Source organism: Streptomyces sp. NPDC097981, assembly GCF_040302565.1.
Classification (GTDB): domain Bacteria; phylum Actinomycetota; class Actinomycetes; order Streptomycetales; family Streptomycetaceae; genus Streptomyces.
On sequence record NZ_JBEORW010000056.1, the window covers coordinates 6,700 to 27,493 of the forward strand.

The following is a 20,794-nucleotide window of genomic DNA, read 5'->3' on the forward strand; positions in this document are numbered from 1 at the left end:
TGCGGCGTTCGAGCAGGTGCGGGAGCCGGGCAAGAACCTGATCCGGCGGGCGCGCATCGAGCGCGTGGGCTGAGCGACCGGAACCGGTGCGAAGTCACCGAGGCCGCGGCGGGGGCACTCCCTCCCCGCCGCGGCCGGGCCCGAGGGACGTCGGACGGGCTTCAGCCGGGTGCGCGGGAGACGGAACTTCCAGAGCCGGGCCCACCACATCAGCGCCGATCCCGCCGCTGCCTGAACGGGCGGCCGGGCTCGCACTCCGGACCCAGTATCTTATTGCACATCACTTGCAACAACTGCTGATGTGTGAAAGGGGCCGGCGTGGGCGCTCCGGTGGTGCTGGGCATCGAGTCCTCGTGTGACGAGACGGGGGCCGGGATCGTGTCCGGCGGGCGGCTGCTCGCGCACGTCGTGGCATCGAGCATGGACGAGCACGCGCGGTTCGGGGGAGTGGTGCCGGAGATCGCCGCGCGGGCGCACCTGCAGGCGTTCAACCCCGTCGTGCGGGAGGCGCTGGAGCAGGCGGGGCTGCGGCTCGCCGACATCGACGCCGTCGCCGTGACGACAGGGCCCGGGTTGTCCGGTGCGCTCCAGGTGGGGCTCGCGGGGGCGAAGGCCTTGGCGTTCGCGGCCGGGGTGCCGTTGTACGGGGTGCATCACCTGGCCGGCCATGTCGCCGCCGACACCCTGGAGCACGGGGCGCTGCCGAACCCGTGCGTGGTGCTGATCGTGTCGGGCGGGCACACCTCGCTGCTGCTCGTGCGGGACCTCGTGCGCGACCCCATCCTGCACTTGGGCGACACGGTCGACGACGCGGCCGGCGAGTGCTTCGACAAGGTGGCCCGGGTCTTCGGGCTGCCGTACCCGGGCGGGCCCGCGATCGACCGGACCGCCCGCGGGGGCGACCCGTGTGCGGTGGCCTTCCCGCGTCCCCTGAGCGGAGCGAAGGACGATCCGTACGCGTTCTCCTTCTCCGGGCTGAAGACCGCCGCGGCGCGGTGGGCCGAGCGGTACCGGCAGAGCGGCGAGGACATCCCGCTGGCCGACGGTGCCGCGTCGCTGCAGGAGGCGGTCGCGGACGTGCTCACCCGCAAGGCGTTGGCCGCCTGCCGGGAGTACGACGTGAGGACGCTGGTCGTGGTGGGCGGCGTCGCGGCCAACTCGCGGGTGCGGGCCCTGGCCGAGGAGCGGTGTGCGGCGGCCGGGGTCGAGCTGCGGGTGCCGCCGCTGACCCTGTGCACCGACAACGGGGCGATGATCGCCGCCGTCGGCGACCTGCTGCTGCGCGCCGGCGCCGACCCGGCCCGACCGGACGTGTCCGTCGACGCGTCCGCGCCGCTGGAGTATGCCGCCCTGCACCCCGCCGCCCTGCACCCCGCCGCCCTGCACCCCGCGGCCCGGCTCGCCGCGGGAGCCGCCTGAGCGGGGCAGGGGTGCGCCGGGCCGGGCGGCGTCAGCGGCATGCGGCGGATTCCCCGTCGCCGTACCCGCGCAGCACCCGGCGGGCCACCGACGTGATGTGCAGCTCGTCCGGGCCGTCGAGGATCCTGGCGGCCCGCCCGGTGCGGAGCAGGGCGGGCAGCGGTGTGTCCGGGCCCAGCCCGGCCGCGCCGTGGACCTGGATCGCGGCGTCCGTCACCTGCTGGAGCATCCGTGCCGCGGCGACCTTGGCCAGGCCCACCTCGGTGTGCGCGTCCCTCCCGGCGTCGAGCAGGGCGACCGCCTCGTGGACGAGGGGACGGGTGGTGCGCAGGGCGAGCAGGGCGTCGAAGACGTGCTGCTGGACGAGCTGGTGTCCGGCGAGCGGTCCGCGCGTACCGCTCCGGGCCACGGCCCGCTCGCACATGAGGTCGAAGGCGCGCCGGGCTTGACCGAGCCACCTCAAGCACCTGAGCGTCCGGCCCAGTTGGAGCCGTTCGCCCGCGATGGCGAGGGCCTGCCCGGGCTCGCCCAGCAGGTGGTGATCCGGTACGGGGACGTCGTCGAGCTCGATCTCGAACTGGCCGCCCGCGCCGAGTACGGGGAGTTCGCGTACGACGCGGAATCCGGGCGAGTCGGTGGACACGAGCACCAGCGAGAGGCCGTCCCGGTCCCCGGCGGCGCCGTCCGTGCGGGCCAGGACGGTGACCAGGTCCGCGTCCGCGACACCAGAGGTGAACCACTTGCGCCCGGTGACGCGCCAACCGCCGTCCGCCCCCCGCTCGGCCCGGGTGCCGGTCAGGAGCGGTTCCGTGCCGGGGACGTCCGGCTCGCTCATCGCGTAGCAGGTGCGGATCTCCCCGGCGACGAGCCGCTTGAGGTACCGCTCCCGGACCTCGGGTCCGCCGTGCCGCGCCAGCATCGTCACGTCGAGCAGCGGTGCGGAGCCCAGCGCGGCCGGCCCGTGGTCGCTCGCGCCCTCCGCCTCCGCGAGTTCCGCGTACTGCCCCAACGTCAGGCCGCCGCCGCCGAGTTCGGCGGGCAGCGGCAGAGCCCACAACCCGGCCTCCTTCGCCCGGTGCCGCAGCCGGCCCAGGACGTCCGCCGCCTCGGGCCCGCCCGCGTCGAGCACGGCCTCGTACGGCATCACCCGGGTGCGGACGAACTCCTCGACGCGCTCGCGCAACTGTGCGCCGTCCGGGGCCGCTTGGGGGCGGCCGAGGTCTGAACGATCTCGGTTCGGCACGGTTTTCCTCCAGTTCGCCGGGAACCCGTGGGAACGGCTGTCCGACTGTCTCTTCCGTGGAACTGGTCGGGCGCGGGCCCGCCCGAGTTCCCGCGTTCCACACGACCTCGGGCGCGGCCACCGCCGTGCCCGGAGAGGAGAGGCATGGCGTCACCAGCCACCATGCGGACGGTCCGGCCACTCGACGCGCTCCGCTTCGACGTCTCGGGCCCCGCCCGGTTCACCGGGGTGGTCACGGACCACCTCCGGCTGCTCGGCGCGAGCCCGGCCGGATCCGCCCCGCAGGACGCGGCCGTCGGCCGGACCGTGCTCACCGGCGGAGGCTTCGCGGCGGCCGAGGCGCGCACGGCCTGGTCGGGGCGCGGGACCGGGATCACCGACGAGGCCACCGTCCAGGCCGCCACCGGGATCATGGCCGTGCACGGCCGCCGGGACGGCGCCCCGTACGGGCTGGCGGCCGACTACGCGGCCACCGCCACCGGCATCCTCACCGTGCAGGGCCTCCTCGCCGGCCTGCTCGCCCAGGCCCGCGGAGGCGCCTGCGCCAGGGTTGCGACCCGCGCCGACCGCGCCGGTCTGCTGGCCGTCTCCCAGTACCTCGCCGCCGCGGGCGCGGACGAGGGCGAGGCCGCCGACACCGCTCCCGGCGGGCCGCCCTTCACCTCGGCGGAAGGCGTCCTCTTCGAGCTGGAGACCCTGGACGCGGGAGCGTGGGCGGCGTTCTGGCGTGCACTGGACGCGCCCGCGGATGCCGTCCGGGCGGGGTGGCGGCCCTTCCAGTTCCGCTACGCCACGGCCTGCGCCCCCTTCCCGGCCGCGCTCCACGACACCACGCGCGCGCACGGCTTCGAGCGGATCCGGCAGGCCGCAGCCGCATCCGGGGCCGACGTGTGCGCACTGCGTACCCTCGCGGAGCGGGCCGCCGAGCAGGACGGAGCCGTCCCGTGGTCGCTGGAATCCCTCGGTGAGGAAGGCGGTACGCAGCGCGGGGCCCGCCCGGCGTCGTCCGACCGGCGGCCGTTGGCCGGGATCACCGTGCTGGAGGCGGGCCGCCGGATCCAGGCCCCGCTCGCCGCGCACCTGCTCGGGCTGCTCGGAGCCGAGGTCATCCGCATCGAGCCCCCGGGCGGCGACCCGCTGCGCGGCATGCCGCCGGCCTGCTCCGGGATCTCGGCCCGCTGGCTGGCCCTCAACCGGGGCAAGCAGGCCGTGGAGATCGACATCAAGTCCGCGCGGGACCGCAGGCGGCTGCTCGACATGGCCGCCGGGGCCGATGTCTTCCTGCACAACTGGGCGCCGGGCAAGGCGGCCGAACTGAGCCTGGACGCCGAGCACGTGACGGACGTGAACCCCGCCCTGGTCTACGCGTACACCAGCGGCTGGGCCGGCCGGATCGCGGACGCCCCCATGGGCACGGACTTCATGGTCCAGGCCCGCACCGGAGTCGGCGAGGCCGTACGCCCTCACGGCGAGCCCCCGGCCCCCTCCCTGATGACCCTGCTCGACGTGCTGGGCGGACTGACCGGTGCCGAGGCGGTGCTCGCGGGGCTGCTGCTGCGCGAGCGCAGCGGCCGGGGCGTACGCGTGGACTCCTCGCTGCTCGGCGCTGCCGACGTCCTCACCGGCCCGGCCCTGCGCCGGGCCGCCCGCGGGGAGGAACCCCGCCGGCCGGCCGGGTTCCGCCGCCCGTCTGCGACGGCGGACGGCTGGATCGCCCCGAGCGACGACTGTGCCCCGGCCGTGGCCGCGTACGACCTGGGCGGCCTGCGCACCGAGGACGCCCTCGCCCTGCTGCGCGGGCACGGCCTGAGCGCCACCGCCGTCACCACCGACCTGTCCGACCTGCACCACGACCCGCGCTTCGCCGGCTCGATCAGCCGCGACGCACACGGTGCCCCCGCCGTTCCCGACCCCTGGAGCTTCGCATGACCGCTGACAGGCCCGTACTGCACGACCTGCTGCCCGCCGGACTCCGCCGCTCCTGGGTGGTCGACGGCACCTGCCCGGACCTCGACCTCTACAGCCTCTTCCGCGCCCGCCAGATCGCCGACCTGCACCACACCGCGGTCCTCGACGCCAAGGGCAAGCTCTGTTACACCGCGCTGGACCGCAAGGTGCGCTGTCTGGCCGCCGGCCTCGGAGAGCTCGGGATACGCGAGGGCGACGTGGTAGGCGTCCAGCTGCCCAACACCCGGAACGCCGTCGTCGCCGAGCTGGCCCTCGCGGCCCTCGGCGCGGTCGCCCTGCCCTTTCCGGTCGGCCGCGGCACCCTGGAGGCCGGGAGCCTGCTGCGCCGGGCCGGGGCGGTCGCCGCCATCGCGGCCGTCGAGCACCGGGGCATACGCCACGCCGCCGGCCTGCACGCCCTGTCCGCGGCCCTGCCCTCCTTGGAGCACGTCATCGCCGCGGGGCCGGGGGCCGCGCCCGAAGGAACGATTCCGCTGTCCCGGCTGCTGCGTTCCGACCCGGCCGGCTTCACCCCGGCCCGTCCCGACCCCGACAGCGCCGCCCGCATCCTCGTCTCGTCCGGATCCGAGGCCGAGCCCAAGATGGTCGCGTACTCGCACAACGCGCTGGCCGGCGGGCGCGGCAACTTCCTCGCCTCGCTCATCCCCGACGGAACGCGGCCGCGCTGCCTGTTCCTCATGCCCCTGTCGACCGCCTTCGGCTCGAACGGCACCGCCGTGACGCTGGCACGGCACGGCGGCACCCTCGTCCTGCTCGACCACTTCACTCCCGAGGCCGCGCTGGCGGCGATCCGGGAGCACGAGCCCACCCACGTCCTGGGTGTGCCGACCATGGTGCGGATGATGCTCGAACGGCTCGACGAGACGGGTGGGGAACTGCCGGCCCTCACCGCCCTCGTGCTCGGCGGGGCGCCGCTCGACGAGACCACCGCGGCCGCGGCGGCGGCTGCCTTCGGCTGCCCGGTGGTCAACCTGTACGGATCGGCCGACGGCGTCAACTGCCACACCGGGCTCGGCCACAGGACCCCGCCGGCCGACGGCCACGGCGTCGTCGCCGGCCGTCCCGACCCGCGCGTGGCCGAGATCCGGATCACCGATCCGGACAGTCGCGAGCCGCTGCCCGGCAACCGGGTCGGCGAGATCACCGCGCGCGGGCCGATGACCCCGCTGTGCTACGTGGGCTCCCCGGAGCTCGACGCCCGCTACCGGACCGCCGACGGCTGGGTGCGCACCGGCGACCTCGGGTTCCTCGACGACGACGGAGTCCTGCACGTGATCGGACGCCTGAAGGACATCGTCATCCGGGGCGGCGCCAACATCAGCCCGGCCGAGGTGGAACGCGAACTCACCCACCACCCGGACGTCCGCGACGTGGTGTGCGTGGGCGTGCCGGACGAGCTGATGGGCGAGCGCCTGGCCGCCTGCGTGGTCCCGCGCACCGGGCACGCCCCGACCCTGGAGGACCTCGTGGCCCACCTCACCCGGCGCGGCCTCGAACAGCGCAAGCACCCCGAGCGCCTGCTCGTGGTGGACACCCTGCCGCTGACCCCCGCCGGCAAGCCGGACCGGGCCGCTCTCCGTGACCGCCTGACGGCGGGCATCACGGCGAACCTGCCGCAGCCCCGGACCACGCCCCCGGCCCGACTCGCCCAGGCCGGCTGACCGCCCGCCGCCCGACGCCCGACGCCCGACGCCGGGCACCGGGCTCCCAGCGGCCGTACGGCCGACCGCACCCCATCGCACCACAGGAGAACGCATGCAGCTGAACCGAAGGGACGTGCTCCGCGCCACGACCGCGATCGGCGCCACCGGCGCCGTCGCGGGAGCCACGGGTCTCGGCGCGAGCGCCCCCGCCGCCGCCACGGAGCGGCCCCCCGCGCGCAGCGGAGGCCCCTGGCGTGTCCACGTCGTCATGTTCGACGGCGTGGAGGAGCTCGACTTCGCCGCCCCGTACGAGGTGTTCTCGGCCGCGCGCTTCTTCACGGACCGGACCGTCGACGTCCGGTACGTCACCGCCGCCCGGCCGGGTTTCGTACGGGCGGCGTACGGCACCCGGGTGGCCGTCGAGCACGCCTGGGCTCCGGACGAGGCGGACGTCGTCGTCGTACCCGGCGGCGGTTACGCCCGCCGCGAGGACCCGGGCGTATGGGCCGAGATCCGGCGCGGCACCCTGCCCCGCGCGCTGGAGGCGGCACCCCGCCCGGGGCTCACCATCGGTGCCCTGTGCACGGGCGTCATGCTGCTCTCCGCCGCCGGGCTGACCCGCGGCCGGCCGTGCACCACCCACCACAAGGCACGGCCCGACCTCGAAGCGCAGGGCGGCGTGCCGAAGAACGCGCGGGTCGTGGACGACGGCGACCTGGTCACCGCCGGAGGCATCACTTCGGGCCTGGAGCTCGCCCTGTGGCTCGTACGCCGCGAACTCGGGCCGGACGCGGCGACGAGCGTGGAGGCCATGCTCGAATACGAGGCCCGCGGCACGGTGTGGTCCCGGTAGCGCCGGCGGGCCACGGAACGGGAACGGGGCGGGAGGGCACCCGCGATGCCCTCCCGCCCCGCCTCAGGAGGCGCCCATGGCCTTCTTCAGCTCGGCGGCCGCGTTCCGGTACACGGGCAGGAGGTCGAGATCTGCCCCGGGATAGTTCACGATCTCGATCTGCTTCGCGCCGGAGTCGGGCAGCACCGTGCCGGTGGACATGTGCGCGTTGTCCAGGACCAGGGCGGGCTTCTTCTGCGACAGCTCGGCCAGCTGCGCGGGCGTGACCGGCTCCGGGCCGTATGTGCCGACCGTCGTGGCGCCCGCGAGCTTCGCCGCCCACGCGGTGAAGACCTGGGACACCACGTTCGGGTTCTTGCCGCCCGCCGCCGCCTGCACGTCCTTGGCCAGGGTGGCGTACTCGCCGTCGAATCCGGTCTTCCACCGGGCCGCCGCGTCCTCGGTGCCGAAGAGCTTGCCGAGCCGGGCCACTTCGACGCCGACCTTGTCGGTGTCGTTGTCCAGGTTCACCTCCACCAGCTTGGCCTTCGAGCCCGCAGCCTCCTTGATCTTGGCGGCGTACGGCTCGAACGGCGCGTACAGCACGAAGTCGGCACCCGCGACGGCCGCGAGGTCGGAGGGCTTGGGGTCGTAGTCGGGGGCGTGGTGCACGGACTGCGGCACGATCACCTTGAGGTCCTCGGCGCCGGCGGCCTTGGCGAAGGCGCCCTCCCACGTGGTGGTCACGACGACCACCGGCTTGTGCTCCTTGCCGCCGGCCGCGTGCGGGGCCGGCGAACCGCCATCGGCCCCGGTGTCGTTCTCGGTGCCGTTGCCGTTGCCGTTGCCGTTGCCGTTGCCGTTGCCGTTGCCGTTGCCGCAGCCGGCGGTCAGCAGCAGCGCCGCGCTCAGTGCGACGAGGAGTGCGGTACGGACGCGGGTGCGCGCCATGAGGTGGTTCTCCGTTCGGGTACGAGATGGACCGCGAGGACGACGGCCCCCGCGGTCAGGACGAGGACCGGTCCCGGGGGCCAGTCCAGCCAGAGGGCGGTGAGGAATCCCGCCAGGTTGACGGTGATGCCGATGCCCACCGCCCACACGGTGATCGACTTGAGTGAGCTGCCCAGCCGCCGGGCGGCGAGGGCGGGCAGGAGGGTGAGCGCGTCGACCAGCAGCGCGCCGGTCAGCTTGATCGCGCCCGCTACGGCGATCGCGACCAGCACGAGCAGCACGGTGGTCAGCGCGCCCACGGGCACACCGGAGCACTGGGCCAGCTCCCGGTCGTACAAGAGCAGCGCCAGGTCCCGGCGGCGCCACAGGAACAGGGCGGGTACGACGACCCCGAGCGCCCCGAGGACGACGAGGTCGGCGGTCCCCACCGAGAGGATCGACCCCCACAACAGCGCGAACGCCCCGGAGGCGTTCACCCCCGAGACGGCGAGGACCAGCAGCGCGGCGGCGATGGCCAGGCTCATGAGCAGCCCCATCGCCCCCGACAGCCCGGCCGGGGTACGGGCCAGCGGTGCGACCCCCGCACCCGACAGGGCGCAGGCGACCAGCGCGCACAGCATCGGGTCGAGGCCGGTCAGGAGCCCGACGGCGATCCCGAGCAGCGCCACGTGCATCATCGCGAAGCGCACCGGCATGATGTCGAGCCCGACGATGACCACGCCGACGACCGGCAGTCCCACCGCGGCGAGCAGCAGCGCGAACCCGGCGCGCTGGACGGGCACCAGCTGGAGCAGCGCCCCGACATCGGCGGTCGCGAGCGTCGTGGTCACCGGGCCACCTCGCGCAGCCGTCCGGCGGCCATCTCCAGTACCCGGTCGCACCGTTCGGCCAGTGCCCGGTCGTGCGTCACCACGATCAGCGTGACCGGCAGCGACGTCAGTACGTCGGCCGCCTCCTCCTGGCCGGCGAAGTCCAGCGCGGCGGTGGGCTCGTCGGCGAGCAGCACCCCGGCGCTGTCGGCGACGCACCCGATGGCCCTGGCCAGGTACATGCGCTGGAGCTGGCCCCCCGACAAGGTGTGCAGCGGCCGGTCCGCCAGCGCCGCCACGCCCAGCCGCTCGGCCGCCTCCACGGCCTCGCGGGCCGCTGCACCGGCCGCCCCGGCCGCCAGCAGTTCCCGCCCGAGCAGCGGGAACCGGCCCGTCGCCGGCTTCTGCGGAATCCACGCGCAGGCCCGCCGCCGCCACGCCCACTCGGCCGCGGTACGCGTTCCGCGCCCCCCGACCTCGATGCTTCCCGTCATCTGCCGGTGCAGCCCCAGCACGGCGCGCAGCAGCGTGGACTTCCCGGAGCCGTTGGTCCCGGTCAGCGCCACCCGCTCGCCCGCCGCGATCTCCAGCTCCACCCCTGCGACCGCCTCGATGCGGCCATGGCGACAGGCGACCCCACGCATTCGTACATCCAGCCCGCCCATCGCACGCCCCTCCGCCCGCGCCCACCGCGCGAGCCTGCCGACACCGCCGTTTCCTGCAAGGCAGTAGTCGGGGCGAAGGCCCGGCGGGTTCCCGGAGAGGACCGTCTTTGCCGCGGAGCGGACGGCGTGCACGGACGACCGGGACCGACGGCCCCCACGGGGGACCGTCCGGCTCACCGGCCGCCGCGTGGTGCACCGGTGACGCGGACGGCAGAAGCCCGGCTCAGACGACGGTGAGCACGTCCTGCGCGGGGCGCCGCGGGGTCGCCGGTCCCTCGGGGCCGTAGCCGAGGCGGATCACCATGTGGACCTGGCCCAGTGCGGCGCTCGGGTCGCGGACCGCCCAGCGCAGCTCGGGCCACTCCAGGGGTTGCGAGGTCATGGAGGTGACGAGGCCGTCGAGGGTGGCCTGGAGCAGGACGCGCTGCAGGCCCTGGCCGGCCCTCATCCAATCCGTGGGCGTGTCGCCCGAGGTACCGAGCAGAGCGATCTGCGGATGCTGTTCGAAGCTGGCCGACGCGCGGTCCGGTACTGGGCGCCACGCGCCGAAGTCCCGGACGGGCGCGCTCATGCCGGACTGGCGGGGGCCGAAGGCACGGACGGGAATGCCCTCCGTGGCGGGACCTTCGCCCGGCGCGCCGGTACGGATCCAGGCGGCGGTCTCGCCTTGCAGGACCGGGTCCGCCGCCTCGCGGTACTCGGAGTCGTGGACCAGCCCGAGGACCGCCTCGGTGTGCCAGGCGTCCGGCAGGATCAGCTTGCAGCCCTCGGACAGGGCGGCGGCCCGAAGGCCGTCCCGGACCGCCGCCGGGATCTCCTCGTCGGTGAAGGGGAAGCGGCTGGTGTGCCGACGGCGCAGGGCGGGGTGGAACGCCGCGAGCCCGTGCTCCGCGGCAACCGGCTCCCTCAGGCGCACCTCGGCCAGGAGCCAGGGGTCGTCCGTACGCGGCAGGACCCGGCAGTCCGGCTCCCACCCCGCCCGGGCGGCGGCCACGCGCAGGTTGAACAGGGCGGCGGCGCAGCCCAGATGGAGCGCCCGGTGGTTCGGGTCGGCGTGCGGCATGGTGCGCGAGGAGTCGCCGTACAGCTCGATCGCGCCGCTGCCCTGCCGGAAGACGAACTTCCAGGGCTGGGCGTTGTGCATGGACGGTGCGGTGACGGTGTCCTCGATGAGCGACACGACGGTCGCCGTGTCGAGGGGCGGCTGTGCGGACATGGCCGTGTCCTGTCTCTGCGGGCTTCGGCCGGCGCGGTAGGCGGGACCTCCCCGACCGGTTCTCGTGAGCGCGCCCTCACGGCGCCCTCACGAGCCACGATCCACCAGGCCCGCCCTGTTCTTCGAGGGCCGAACGGCCCGCTCCCGGGGCCGACCGGACCCGGACGGCGCCGGGCCGCCCGCGAAAGGGCGGGTGGACCCCCAAACCGGGACTTTCGGCCCCCCGAGTGCCCCCTGCGGCCCCCTGCGGGCCACGGCCCGTGGTGCCACCGTGAGAACCGATCCCCGACATGCCTCGGTGAGGAGGAGCCATGGCCTCAAGACCGCCGCCGGCGCGAGGACGCCCGTGATCGTGGTCCGGGGCGCCGACCCCGAGGCCGGGACCGGCGTGGTGCTCGTCGGCGTCCGGGACGAGCACGACCTCGCCTGCGCCCGCCACGCCGCGCGGGAGGCCGAGCTGCGCAGGGCATCGCTGCGGCTGCTCCACGTGTGGAACGTGCTGCGGTCCGTCGGCGGCGTCGTGACGATGCTCGACGACGTCGAAGCCATCGCCGGCGAGCACGAGCGGGGCCTGATCTCCGTCGCCCGGCAGATCCGCGACGAATTCCCGGACCTGACCGTGGAGGAGGACGCGGAGAAGAGCGCGTCCGTGGCGGGGGTCCTCGACCGTGCGGGTGCGGAGTGTGGGTGTGGCAGCCGCCGGCCTTCCCGCCCGCGGACGGGGCGGCGCTGCTGCAGACCCGGCGGAGCGTGCCGGCGGAGACGGCCTGCTGCACCGGGCGCACTGCCCGGTCATCACCGTCCCGGTCAGGTGAATCCGCCGTGGCCGGATCCTCGGGCCCGTGTCCGGGGGGTACGGGCCGGGGCCGACGGCTACCGTGGAACGTGCGGGCCGTTTCGCATCCGCACGGTAGCCGGAGGTACTCATGGGCGGGGATGGCCCGGAAACCGCGGGCCCACGGGTTCCGAGACTGCGGCTGGACGAGCTGCTCGACGAGCTCCAGGTCCGGATCGACGAGGTGCGCGGCACCCGGGACCGGTTGAACGGGCTCCTCGAAGCGGTCATGTCGGTGGGCAGGGAACTCGATCTGCCGCAGGTGCTGCGCGGCATCGTCGAGGCGGCCGTGGTCCTCGTGGACGCGGAGTACGGAGCCCTCGGCGTGATCGGCGAAGACAAGAAGCTCGCCGAGTTCCTCACGGTCGGCGTCAGCGAGCGGCTCCGTGCGCAGATCGGAGACCTGCCCTCGGGGCACGGCATCCTGGGGGAGCTGATCCGCCACCCCGAGCCACTGCGGCTGTCGGAGCTGTCCGAGCACCCCGCCTCGTACGGGTTCCCGGCCAACCACCCGCCGATGCACTCCTTCCTGGGCGTGCCCATCAGGGTCCGCGACGAGGTCTTCGGCAACCTGTACATGACCGAGAAGAGGGGCGGGTCGGAATTCGACGCCGAGGACGAGGCCGTCCTGTCGACGCTGGCCGTCGCGGCCGGCATCGCCGTCGAGAACGCCCGTCTCTTCGAAGAGGTCAGGCTGAGGGAGCGCTGGCTGGCCGCCAGTTCGGACTTCACGAGCGCTCTGCTCTCCGGCTCCGCCGAGGACCAGGTCCTCGAAGGAATGCTGGAACGGGCCCGTGACATCACCAAGGCCGACATGGGCGTCTTCTACCTGGTCGGCCAGAACGGCGAACTGCGCGGCTCCCTGGCCTTGGGCGAGGGAGCCGAGGCACACCGCGGGATCGTGCTGCCCAGCAGCGAGGGCACCCTCGCCGCCGCGGCGCTCGCCGAGGACGGACTGGTCACGGTTGCGGACGTCGAGAGCGACGGGCGGGTCACCGTACAGGCGGAGCGCTGGACGGGCTTCGGTCCGGCCGTCGCCGTCACGGTCGGCACCAAGGAGAAGATGAGCGGCGTCCTGATGCTGGCCCGTCGCCGGGGCCGCGCGCCGTTCGCGGCCGCGGAGGTCGCTGCACTGCCGGGTTTCGCCGGCCAGGCGGCGCTCGCACTGGAACTCGCCGACCGGCGGCGGGACGCGGAACAGATGAGCCTGCTCGAAGACCACGACCGGATCGCCCGTGACCTGCACGATCTGGCGATCCAGCGGCTCTTCGCCACCGGTATGACGCTCCAGAGCGCCCAACGCTTCGTCGAGCACCCGCAAGCAGCCGAACGGCTGGCCCGGGCGATCGACGACCTGGACGCCACCATCAAGATCATCAGGTCGACGATCTTCGGCCTCCGCGAGCACGAGGTACCCGGGGTGGCACCGAAGCTCAGGCTCCGGGCCGTCCGGGCCATGGACGAGGCGGCCGCAACGCTCGGATTCGCGCCGGCCCTGCGCATGGAAGGCCTCATCGACACGGAGGTGTCCACCGCCCTGGCCGACGAGGTGCTCGCCGTGATCGGGGAGGCCCTGACCAATGTGGCCCGCCACGCCGGGGCCACGTCCGCCGAGGTCGCCATCGCAGCCGCGGACGGCGTGCTCACCGTGTCGGTGACCGACGACGGGGTCGGCATGCCGGAGGGCGGCCGGCGCAGTGGACTGCGCAACCTGGCCGAACGCGCCGAGCGGCTGGGCGGCGAGCTGTCGGTCTCGACCCCGGGCCTGCGGGCCAGGGGTACCGCCCTGCAGTGGCGGGTGCCGCTCACCGAGGCCACCGGCTGAGCCCGGCGGACGCGCGCCGCCTCAGTGCCCGCCCTTGTCGTGCTCGCGTACTTCCGCCGCGATGACGGCCGCCTGGACACGCCGCTCCACGCCCAGCTTGCCGAGCAGCCGGGAGATGTGGTTCTTGACCGTCTTCTCCGACAGGTACAGCTCTTGTGCGATCTGCCGGTTGGTGAGCCCGTCACCGATGAGTTCCAGGACGGAGCGCTCCCGCTCGGTGAGCCCTTCCAGCCGTGCGTCCACCGGAGCCTTCACCGCCTGCGGATCCCGCAGGCGGTGAATCAGCCGGGCCGTCGTCGCCGGGTCGAGCATGGACTGGCCCGACGCGACGGTCCGCACCGCCGACACCAGGTCGGACCCCTTGATCTGCTTGAGGACGTACCCGGCCGCTCCTGCCATGATCGCGTCGAGCAGCGCGTCCTCGTCGTCGAACGACGTCAGCATCAGGCAGGCCAGCTCCGGCATGCGCGAGCGCAGCTCCCGGCACACGCCGATGCCGTCGCCGTCGGGCAGCCGGACGTCGAGCACCGCGACGTGGGGGCGCAGTGCGGGACCACGGGCCAGCGCCTGCTCGGCGGTGGAGGCCTCGCCGACCACCTCGATGTCAGGTTCGGCGTCGAGGAGGTCGTGCAGGCCCCGGCGGACGACCTCGTGGTCGTCCAGGAGGAAGACCCTGATCGGCGCCTCGGCGGCGGCGGTCGCTGCGTCGGACATGCGTGGCCCCTGTGATCGGTCCGCTCTTTTCGCGTGTCGTACGCATTGTCTCAAGCCGGAGGGAAAGGCACCCTCCGGCCACGGCACCCGGGCGCCGTGGAAGGCGCGGTCCGGCCGGGGCCGCGGCGCCGCCCGGATTCAGCCTGTGCTGCCGCTGCCCTACGGGGCGTACGGACCGAGCAGCCGGGTGCGCGCCGCCTGCAGGCGGTGGGCGAGCACGTGCCCCACCCGGTTGCCCGCCGCCGCCGCGAACCCCGGATCGGCCTCCAGCAGCTCAAGCACGGTCGGCGCATCGAACTCACAGGCCCGTACGGGCTCCTGACGTGGACGCTCAGAGGCGTCGAGCGCCCTCGGGCCAGGTGCCCGGCGCGCCCGGCTTCCGGGAGGGCGGGACCAGGAGGTGGCTGGCGATGACGGCGGCCTGGACGCGGCGCTCCACCCCCAGCTTGGCGAAGAGCCGCGAGATGACGTTCTTGACCGTCTTCTCCGCGAGATGGATCTTCTTGCCGATCTCCCGGTTGGTGAGCCCCTCACTCACCATGATCAGGATCTCGCGGTCCCGGTCGGACAGGCCCGGAAGCCCGGGCGGCTCCTCCTCCTTGGGGGAGTCGCCCCGGATCCGGGCCATCAGGCGGGCCGTGGCGCCCGGGTCGAGCATCGACTGGCCGGCGGCGACGGTACGCACGGCGGAGACCAGGTCGGTGCCGGTGATCTGCTTGAGGACGTAGCCCGATGCCCCGGCCATGACCGCGTCCAGCAGGGCCTCCTCGTCGTCGAACGAGGTGAGCATCAGACACGCGAGCCCGGGCATCCGCGAGCGCAGCTCGCGGCAGACGCTGACGCCGTCACCGTCCGGCAGCCGGACGTCGAGGACGGCGACCTGCGGGCGGGTGGCCGGCACTCGGACCAGCGCCTGTGCCACGGTGCCGGCCTCGCCGACCACCTCCAGGTCGGGCTCCGCCTCCAGCAGGTCGTGCACGCCCCGCCGCACCACTTCGTGGTCGTCGAGGAGGAAGACGCGGATCGGATGCTGCGAGCCGAGGGGTGCAGGGCTGGCCGCCATGCGAGGACTCCTTCGCCGAGGGTGTGCCGCAGTGGACGCGGACACCGGCATCGTGCCTGCCCGCAGGGCCGTTCGGACAGGGCCGATCGGCCCTGTTCCGGTGCACGTCACCGCCCGGGGCCCCATGTCGCGGGAGGGAGGGACCTTTGGCCCTGCCGCAGGGGCGCATGGTCCTTCCTGCGGTCCGACCCCGTGCGGTGAGCTGTACGTGAGCACGGGGAACGCAGCGGCCGTCCGGCGGCCGACGGCACAGGAAGGGGTCACCATGCCCAGACGTCTGATCGCCCTGAGATGCGGGGCCGGCGAGAACACCGGCCTGTCGGTGACCCTCGACGGTGAACTCGACTTCCACGCGAGTTCACAGATCGAGCCGCGGCTCATGCAGCTCGCCGAGGCTTCCGGGCCGCAGCTCGACATGGACCTGTCCGGCCTCACCTTCTGCGACAGCTCGGGGATCGACCTGCTGCTGCGGATACATCAGCGGTGCACGGCCGGCGGCACGCGCCTCAGGCTCACCCGGGTGCCCCACATGACGGCCGTGTCGATGCGGGTCCTGGGCGCCGACCGGGTCCTCCTGAGTTCCGGATCCTGAAGTCCGTCCTTTCGCGCCACCCGGAGGGGACCGTTCGGCCCTGTCGTCGCGCAGGCGTCAGGGGTGAGGCTGGGCGAGAGTCACACGCCCGGCAGGGCGGGTTCAGCAGACGGGGGACGAGCAGAGGTGCGGATCATGGATCTCAAGCCCACGGGGGCAGCGGAAGCCCGCAACCAGGACCAGGTGCCGCCGCGGCACCTGGAGCAGGTGGACCGGGCGGAGGCCATGAGGCTTCTGGGCACCGTGTCGCTCGGGCGCATCGTCTTCACGCAGCACGCGCTGCCCGCGGTCCGGCCGGTCAACCACCTGGTCGAGGGCGAGGACATCATCCTGCAACTGCACGACGGCAGCGCCCTGGCCGCCCTGGCGGCGCCACCCGACGTTTCGGGCGTCGTCGTCGCCTACGAGGCCGACGCGATCGACCCCGGCACGCACCTGGGCTGGAGCGTGGTCGTCACCGGGTACGCGCGTCCCGTGGCGGATCCGCAGGAGCTGGCCGGCTACGCGGCGCGGCTGCGGCCCTGGGTGGGCCAGGGGATGTCGACGGCCTGGCGGATCACGCCGGCCCTGATCACGGGCTTCCGCCTGGAGCCGGAGCCGGAGCCGGACCCGGATCCGGAACCGGCCGCCTGCGGCGGCTGACCCCGCGGACCCTCAAAGCCCGCAACCGGCGTTGTCACCCGTGAGCGGGGCGCGCCAGACGAGCCGGCTGCCGCCGCCGGCCGGCTGCTCCACGGTGAAGGTGCCGCCGAGGCTGCGGGCCCGCTCGTCGAGATTGCGCAGTCCGCTGCGCCGGCCCTGGGCCGGGATGCCCCGGCCGTTGTCCGTCACCGTCAGGACCATCTCGTCCCCGGTCGCCTTGAGCGTCACGCCCACCCGGGTCGCGTGCGCGTGCCGGGCGGCGTTGCTCAGCAGCTCGGTCAGTGCGGCCATGGCGTGGTCGGCCACACGGGCCGGTACGTCGGTGTCGAGCAGCCCTTCCATGCTGAGGCGGGGCGGATGGCCGAGCGCCCCGCTCGCCTCGCCGACCGCACGGGCCGCCCGGGCCCGCAGTCCGGGACCCGTGCCCGGGTCCTGGGCGCGAAGCCCGAAGATCGTGGATCGGATGATCTTGATTGTCTCGTCCAGGTCGTCCACCGCCCGCCCCACGCGCTCCGCCGCACCCGCGTGGTCCACCAGCCGGGCGGCACTCTGCAGCGTCATCCCCGTGGCGAACAGCCGCTGGATGGCCAGGTCGTGCAGATCGCGGGCGATCCGGTCGCGCTCCTCCAGGAGCGCTATCTGTTCGGCGTCGCGCCGCCGTTCGGCCAGCTCCAGAGCCAGCGCCGCCTGCCCGGCGAACGCGACCAGCGGTTCGAGCTCGCCGTCCGTGAACAGGGGCTGCCCCGCCGCCCGGGCCAGGAGCAGCACGCCGCGCCCGTCACCGGCGGCGGTGCCGAGGGGGACGGCCACCGCGGGCCCCGGCGACCCCGGCTGCCGGGCACAGCCGTGGAAGTCGTCCGAGGCGAGGCTCGCCGTCGTGACGGGGCTGCCGCTCTTGTACGCGGCCCCGGGCAGGCTGCCCTCCACCGGTATGACCGACCCCTGCCGTAATGCGCAGCCGGGGCCGGCCGAGAGCTCCACGACCAGGTCGCCGGTGCTCTCCAGAGGGATGGCGATGTCGGCGATCTCGGCGCCGGTGATCTCCCGCGCGCGAAGGGCCATGAGCTCCAGCACCTCGGTCCGGGAGTTCCCCGACAGCAGGCTGTTGGTGATCTCGGCGTTCGCCTGCAGCCAGCGCTGCTGGCGCTGGGACCCCTCGTACAGACGGGCGTTGTCGATGGCGACCCCGGCGGCGACGGAGAGCGTGGAGATGACCGCCTCGTCCTCGGTGTCGAAGTCCTGCCCGCCGCGCTTGTCCGTCAGGTAGAGGTTTCCGAAGACCTCGTCGCGTACCCGGATCGGCACGCCGAGGAAGGTGCGCATCGGCGGGTGGTCGGCCGGGAAACCGACCGAGGCGGTGTGCGCGCCCAGCTCGGTGAGCCGCAGGGGTTCGGGGTGGCGGATGACCTCGCCCAACAGCCCGTGTCCGGCGGGCAGTGCGCCGATCCGGGCCGACTGCTCGTCGCTGAGCCCCACGGTGAGGAACTGGGACAGGGTCCGGCCGTCGGGTCCGATCACGCCCAGCGCACCGTAGTCCGCCTCGACGAGGAGTGCGGCGGCCTCCACGATGCGGCGCAGGACCTGGGAGAGGTCCAGTTCCCGGCCGACGGAGACGACCGCCTCCAGGAGGCTGTGCACGCGGTCCCGGGTGCCGCGTACGGCGTTGATCCGGGCCTGCAGTTCCTCCAGCAGCTCGTCCAGCTGCATCCGTGGTACCTGCGGCAACGGATCCGCCACGCCCATCAGCCCCTTCTGCGCCTGCCCTTGCGGTTCGGGCAAGCGTACCGAGCGGGCCCGGGCCCGGCGGCCCTGTTGGCCGGTTGCGGCGGCCCGACCCCGGCGTGCCCCCGCTGCCGCGGTGCGGGCTGCCGCCGCCGTACGCGATCGGCAGGGCGCTCCGGATCGTCCGGCAGCGGCGCGCCCGCCGCGGCGGGCGGGGAGGGCGCCGCGAACCCGTGGGCATGTCACCCGACTCCGCGGCATTGGCTGAAATCCCGGTCAAGGTGCGGAGGGTGGCTGCGCGGTACCGCCTACCGGACCGGCTGTGCCAGGTGCCGGAGTTCGGTCGCGATGGCCGCGGTCATCAGCTCGCGCGCGTGCACCAGTGGCAGGCCGCCGCTGAGCCGGCGTGAGCTCAGGCCTTCCACCAGGGCCGTCAGGCGCTCGGCGGCTTCGGCGACCGCCGCGGCTCCCGCCATGGGCTGCACCCGGCCCAGCAGTTCGCCCACTTCCCGGACCCATGTGCGCGTGGCGCGGGCCAGGTCCTCGCGCAGGTCGGGATCGAACACCGCAGTCGCCCGGAGCTCTCCCCAGGCCGTGCTGTTCTCGCGCACCTCGGGGCTGTCCTGGAATTCGAGGAGGAGGGTCGCCTCCAGCTCGTCCCGGGCGTCGAGCGGGGGAGCGTCGGGCTCCCGCTCCGTGGTGTACCGCCCGGCGCGGTCGTTGATGAACTCCAAGGTCGCGCGCAGGATTCCGGCGCGGTCCTTGAAGTGGTAGTAGATCAACGCCGTGGACACGCCAGCTTCGGCCGCGAGTTCCTCCACGCGCAGGCCGCGCACGCCGCGTCGGGCGATGACCCGCGCGGCCCCTTCCATGATTGCTGTTCGACGGTCCGCCACAAGCGGACACCCTACCCGGGTGCCCGTGGCGCACCGACGCTTCCTGACCGGACTTCCAGTCGGACAGGCCCTTCCGGCCGCGTTCGCAGCCTGGCCGGCGCGGGTGCGCGGCGTGGCCGTTTCGAGGGAGGGGCGCATGGTGGTGCGCCGCATGGTGAGTGCGCTTCCACGCGCCGGGTCCGGCCACCTGACACGCCGGTCGGCGGCGGCCAGAATCGGTCAGCCGCGGGCTGCTTTCGGCCCGTTCCGCACCACAGTGAGGGGGAACCACGCACGTGAAGTCCATCCACAGGCAGCAGTTGCGGCGCTGGGGGCGGCTGGCGTCGGCCGGCGCGCTCGGCGCTGCTCTGGCCCTGGCCGTCACCACCCCGGCCGAGGCCGCCACACCCAAGACCAACAGCCTGACACCCGCGTACGACAGCCCCTTCGCTCCGCAGGCCCTCATCGGCGGCATCTTCGGCGGAGCCCCCGTGACCATGCGCTGCTGGCGCGACGGAGCGTGGGCCAACGGCACCAACCGCTGGTTCTTCGTCGAAGGGGCCGGATACAACCCGTACAGCGGCCGCCTGAACTTCGTCCGCGGGTTCGTGTCGGCCAACAAGATCGTCAACCAGGTGAGGGTCGACCGCTGTCCCTGACCCGCTGCGCACCCCTGCTCCGGTCCGCCGCGCCTCGGTAGGCTGGAGCGGAGGGGCGGCCGAGCGCCACCCCGGCACGCGCGGGCACGGGAGGCGTAAGGGAGTCACCGCAGACACGGGAGGCACGGGAATGACCGCGACCCGAGAGACCGTACCGACCCCGCCCGAGCCGGGCTCCGTACCGGCCCTGCCCGAGCCGGACTCCGTACCGGCCCCGCCCGACGCCGACCCCGGACTCTACGGGCCCGCGTCCGTCACCTGGCAGTGCCACGGCGACCCGGTGATGTGGATCGCAGGAGTCCGCGCGCTCTACCTCCAGGCGCTGCACCCGCGCGCGGTCCGCGGGGTCATGGAGAACAGCGACTTCCACGCGGATGCCTGGGGCCGGCTGCTGCGGACCGCCGACTTCGTCGGCACCCTCACGTACGGCACCACGGAAGCCGCCGAGCGCGCCGGTGCCCGGGTCCGCCGGATCCACCGGACGCTGTCCGCCACCGACCCCGCCACCGGCGAGCGGTTCCCCGTCGACGACCCCGAGCTGCTGCTCTGGGTGCACTGCGCGCAGATCGACAGCTTCCTGCACGTCCTGCGCCGCTCCGGCGTCCCCCTCACCCCCGCCCAGGCCGACCGCTACGTCGACGAGAACCGGGTCGGCGCCCGCCTCGTCGGTCTCGACCCGGCCCGGGTGCCGGCCGACACCGCTGCCCTCGCCGCGTACTTCGAGGAGGTGCGCCCCGAGCTCGCCGCCGGTCCCGACGCCCGCGCCGTGGACGACTTCCTGCGCAGCCCGCCCGCCCCTGCCCTTCTCGTCCCTGGCCGAAACCTGCTGTGGCGCCCCGTCGCGGCTCTGGCCTACGGTTCCCTCCCCGGCTACGCGCACCGGCTGTACGGCCGGGCCGCGCCGCCACCACTCGTCATCACCCGGCGCCTGCGCCTCACCGGTACCCTGCTGCGCAGCATTCCCGCAGGTCTGCGGTGGCAGCTGCCTCCAGGTCACATCTTGAAAGCGATGCGCCGGATGGGCCCCGGGAGCCGCCCCTCTGCGTACACACTGCGTACATCAGCGGCCATACTGGACCGGCCGGGGAGGGCGTAGGACGTAGCACGACAACGGGGGCGGC

19 protein-coding genes are annotated in these 20,794 nt (G+C 74.1%); 9 read left to right on the top strand and 10 right to left on the bottom strand.

Annotated features, from left to right (window positions below; genetic code table 11):
• Positions 1–330 precede the first annotated feature (330 nt).
• Entirely contained in the window at positions 331–1,419 is a 1,089-nt protein-coding gene (gene tsaD, locus ABTY04_RS35275) for a tRNA (adenosine(37)-N6)-threonylcarbamoyltransferase complex transferase subunit TsaD (RefSeq protein WP_352217560.1), read from the top strand.
• 31 nt (positions 1,420–1,450) lie between these two features.
• Here tsaD and ABTY04_RS35280 read toward each other — a convergent pair whose 3' ends face one another.
• The gene (locus tag ABTY04_RS35280; protein WP_352217533.1) at positions 1,451–2,662 is read right to left on the bottom strand and encodes an acyl-CoA dehydrogenase family protein; all 1,212 of its coding nucleotides are present in this window, start codon (positions 2,660–2,662) and stop codon (positions 1,451–1,453) included.
• Between the two features lie 144 nt (positions 2,663–2,806).
• On the opposite strand from ABTY04_RS35280, the gene ABTY04_RS35285 reads away from it, so the two are divergent.
• The 3 genes from ABTY04_RS35285 to ABTY04_RS35295 all read left to right on the top strand — a co-directional run bounded on the left by ABTY04_RS35285 (position 2,807) and on the right by ABTY04_RS35295 (position 7,126).
• Positions 2,807–4,591: a CoA transferase gene (locus tag ABTY04_RS35285; RefSeq protein ID WP_352217534.1), complete on the top strand. Its 1,785-nt coding sequence runs from the start codon at positions 2,807–2,809 to the stop codon at positions 4,589–4,591.
• The gene (locus ABTY04_RS35290; RefSeq protein ID WP_352217535.1) at positions 4,588–6,291 is read left to right on the top strand and encodes a class I adenylate-forming enzyme family protein; all 1,704 of its coding nucleotides are present in this window, start codon (positions 4,588–4,590) and stop codon (positions 6,289–6,291) included. The genes ABTY04_RS35285 and ABTY04_RS35290 overlap by 4 nt, the downstream gene beginning before the upstream one ends.
• A gap of 100 nt (positions 6,292–6,391) precedes the next feature.
• Entirely contained in the window at positions 6,392–7,126 is a 735-nt protein-coding gene (locus ABTY04_RS35295) for a DJ-1/PfpI family protein (protein WP_352217561.1), read from the top strand.
• Positions 7,127–7,189: 63 nt separating this feature from the next.
• Here ABTY04_RS35295 and ABTY04_RS35300 read toward each other — a convergent pair whose 3' ends face one another.
• From ABTY04_RS35300 to ABTY04_RS35315, 4 genes are all read right to left on the bottom strand, one after another.
• Positions 7,190–8,056, bottom strand: a complete 867-nt coding sequence (locus tag ABTY04_RS35300; protein ID WP_352217536.1) for a metal ABC transporter substrate-binding protein — start codon at positions 8,054–8,056, stop codon at positions 7,190–7,192.
• Positions 8,014–8,886 (bottom strand): metal ABC transporter permease, encoded by an 873-nt coding sequence (locus ABTY04_RS35305; RefSeq protein ID WP_352217537.1) that lies wholly within the window; start codon positions 8,884–8,886, stop codon positions 8,014–8,016. The genes ABTY04_RS35300 and ABTY04_RS35305 overlap by 43 nt, the downstream gene beginning before the upstream one ends.
• Positions 8,883–9,530, bottom strand: coding sequence for an ATP-binding cassette domain-containing protein (locus ABTY04_RS35310; RefSeq protein WP_352217538.1), 648 nt, complete (start codon positions 9,528–9,530; stop codon positions 8,883–8,885). Before ABTY04_RS35310 ends, ABTY04_RS35305 begins: the two co-directional genes overlap by 4 nt.
• A 223-nt stretch (positions 9,531–9,753) precedes the next feature.
• Entirely contained in the window at positions 9,754–10,746 is a 993-nt protein-coding gene (locus ABTY04_RS35315) for an Acg family FMN-binding oxidoreductase (RefSeq protein ID WP_352217539.1), read from the bottom strand.
• Between the two features lie 926 nt (positions 10,747–11,672).
• Here ABTY04_RS35315 and ABTY04_RS35320 point away from each other — a divergent pair.
• A complete protein-coding gene (locus ABTY04_RS35320; RefSeq protein ID WP_352217540.1) occupies positions 11,673–13,406 on the top strand; it encodes a sensor histidine kinase in 1,734 nt (577 codons plus the stop codon).
• Between the two features lie 21 nt (positions 13,407–13,427).
• On the opposite strand, the gene ABTY04_RS35325 is transcribed toward ABTY04_RS35320, so the two are convergent.
• The 3 genes from ABTY04_RS35325 to ABTY04_RS35335 form a co-directional block, all read right to left on the bottom strand.
• Positions 13,428–14,120 carry a response regulator gene (locus tag ABTY04_RS35325; RefSeq protein WP_352217541.1) on the bottom strand — a complete coding sequence of 231 codons (693 nt, stop codon included), beginning with the start codon at positions 14,118–14,120 and terminating at the stop codon, positions 13,428–13,430.
• Positions 14,121–14,279: 159 nt separating this feature from the next.
• Positions 14,280–14,402, bottom strand: a complete 123-nt coding sequence (locus ABTY04_RS35330; protein ID WP_352217542.1) for a hypothetical protein — start codon at positions 14,400–14,402, stop codon at positions 14,280–14,282.
• 49 nt (positions 14,403–14,451) lie between these two features.
• Positions 14,452–15,183, bottom strand: a complete 732-nt coding sequence (locus ABTY04_RS35335) for a response regulator transcription factor (RefSeq protein ID WP_352217543.1) — start codon at positions 15,181–15,183, stop codon at positions 14,452–14,454.
• Positions 15,184–15,448: 265 nt separating this feature from the next.
• Here ABTY04_RS35335 and ABTY04_RS35340 point away from each other — a divergent pair, with 265 nt between their 5' ends.
• Together ABTY04_RS35340 and ABTY04_RS35345 are read left to right on the top strand one after the other, a co-directional pair.
• Entirely contained in the window at positions 15,449–15,775 is a 327-nt protein-coding gene (locus ABTY04_RS35340) for an STAS domain-containing protein (RefSeq protein WP_352217544.1), read from the top strand.
• Positions 15,776–15,910: 135 nt separating this feature from the next.
• Positions 15,911–16,417 (top strand): pyridoxamine 5'-phosphate oxidase family protein, encoded by a 507-nt coding sequence (locus ABTY04_RS35345; RefSeq protein ID WP_352217545.1) that lies wholly within the window; start codon positions 15,911–15,913, stop codon positions 16,415–16,417.
• Between the two features lie 12 nt (positions 16,418–16,429).
• On the opposite strand, the gene ABTY04_RS35350 is transcribed toward ABTY04_RS35345, so the two are convergent.
• Together ABTY04_RS35350 and ABTY04_RS35355 are read right to left on the bottom strand one after the other, a co-directional pair.
• Positions 16,430–18,160, bottom strand: a complete 1,731-nt coding sequence (locus ABTY04_RS35350; protein WP_502996783.1) for a sensor histidine kinase — start codon at positions 18,158–18,160, stop codon at positions 16,430–16,432.
• A 287-nt stretch (positions 18,161–18,447) separates the two neighbouring features.
• Positions 18,448–19,011: a TetR/AcrR family transcriptional regulator gene (locus tag ABTY04_RS35355; RefSeq protein WP_352217547.1), complete on the bottom strand. Its 564-nt coding sequence runs from the start codon at positions 19,009–19,011 to the stop codon at positions 18,448–18,450.
• Between the two features lie 299 nt (positions 19,012–19,310).
• Between ABTY04_RS35355 and ABTY04_RS35360 the strand changes: the two genes are divergently transcribed.
• The gene (locus ABTY04_RS35360) at positions 19,311–19,673 is read left to right on the top strand and encodes a hypothetical protein (RefSeq protein ID WP_352217548.1); all 363 of its coding nucleotides are present in this window, start codon (positions 19,311–19,313) and stop codon (positions 19,671–19,673) included.
• Between the two features lie 130 nt (positions 19,674–19,803).
• On the top strand, positions 19,804–20,769 hold the full coding sequence (locus ABTY04_RS35365; protein WP_352217549.1) for an oxygenase MpaB family protein: 966 nt from the start codon (positions 19,804–19,806) through the stop codon (positions 20,767–20,769).
• The last annotated feature ends 25 nt before the right edge of the window (positions 20,770–20,794 follow it).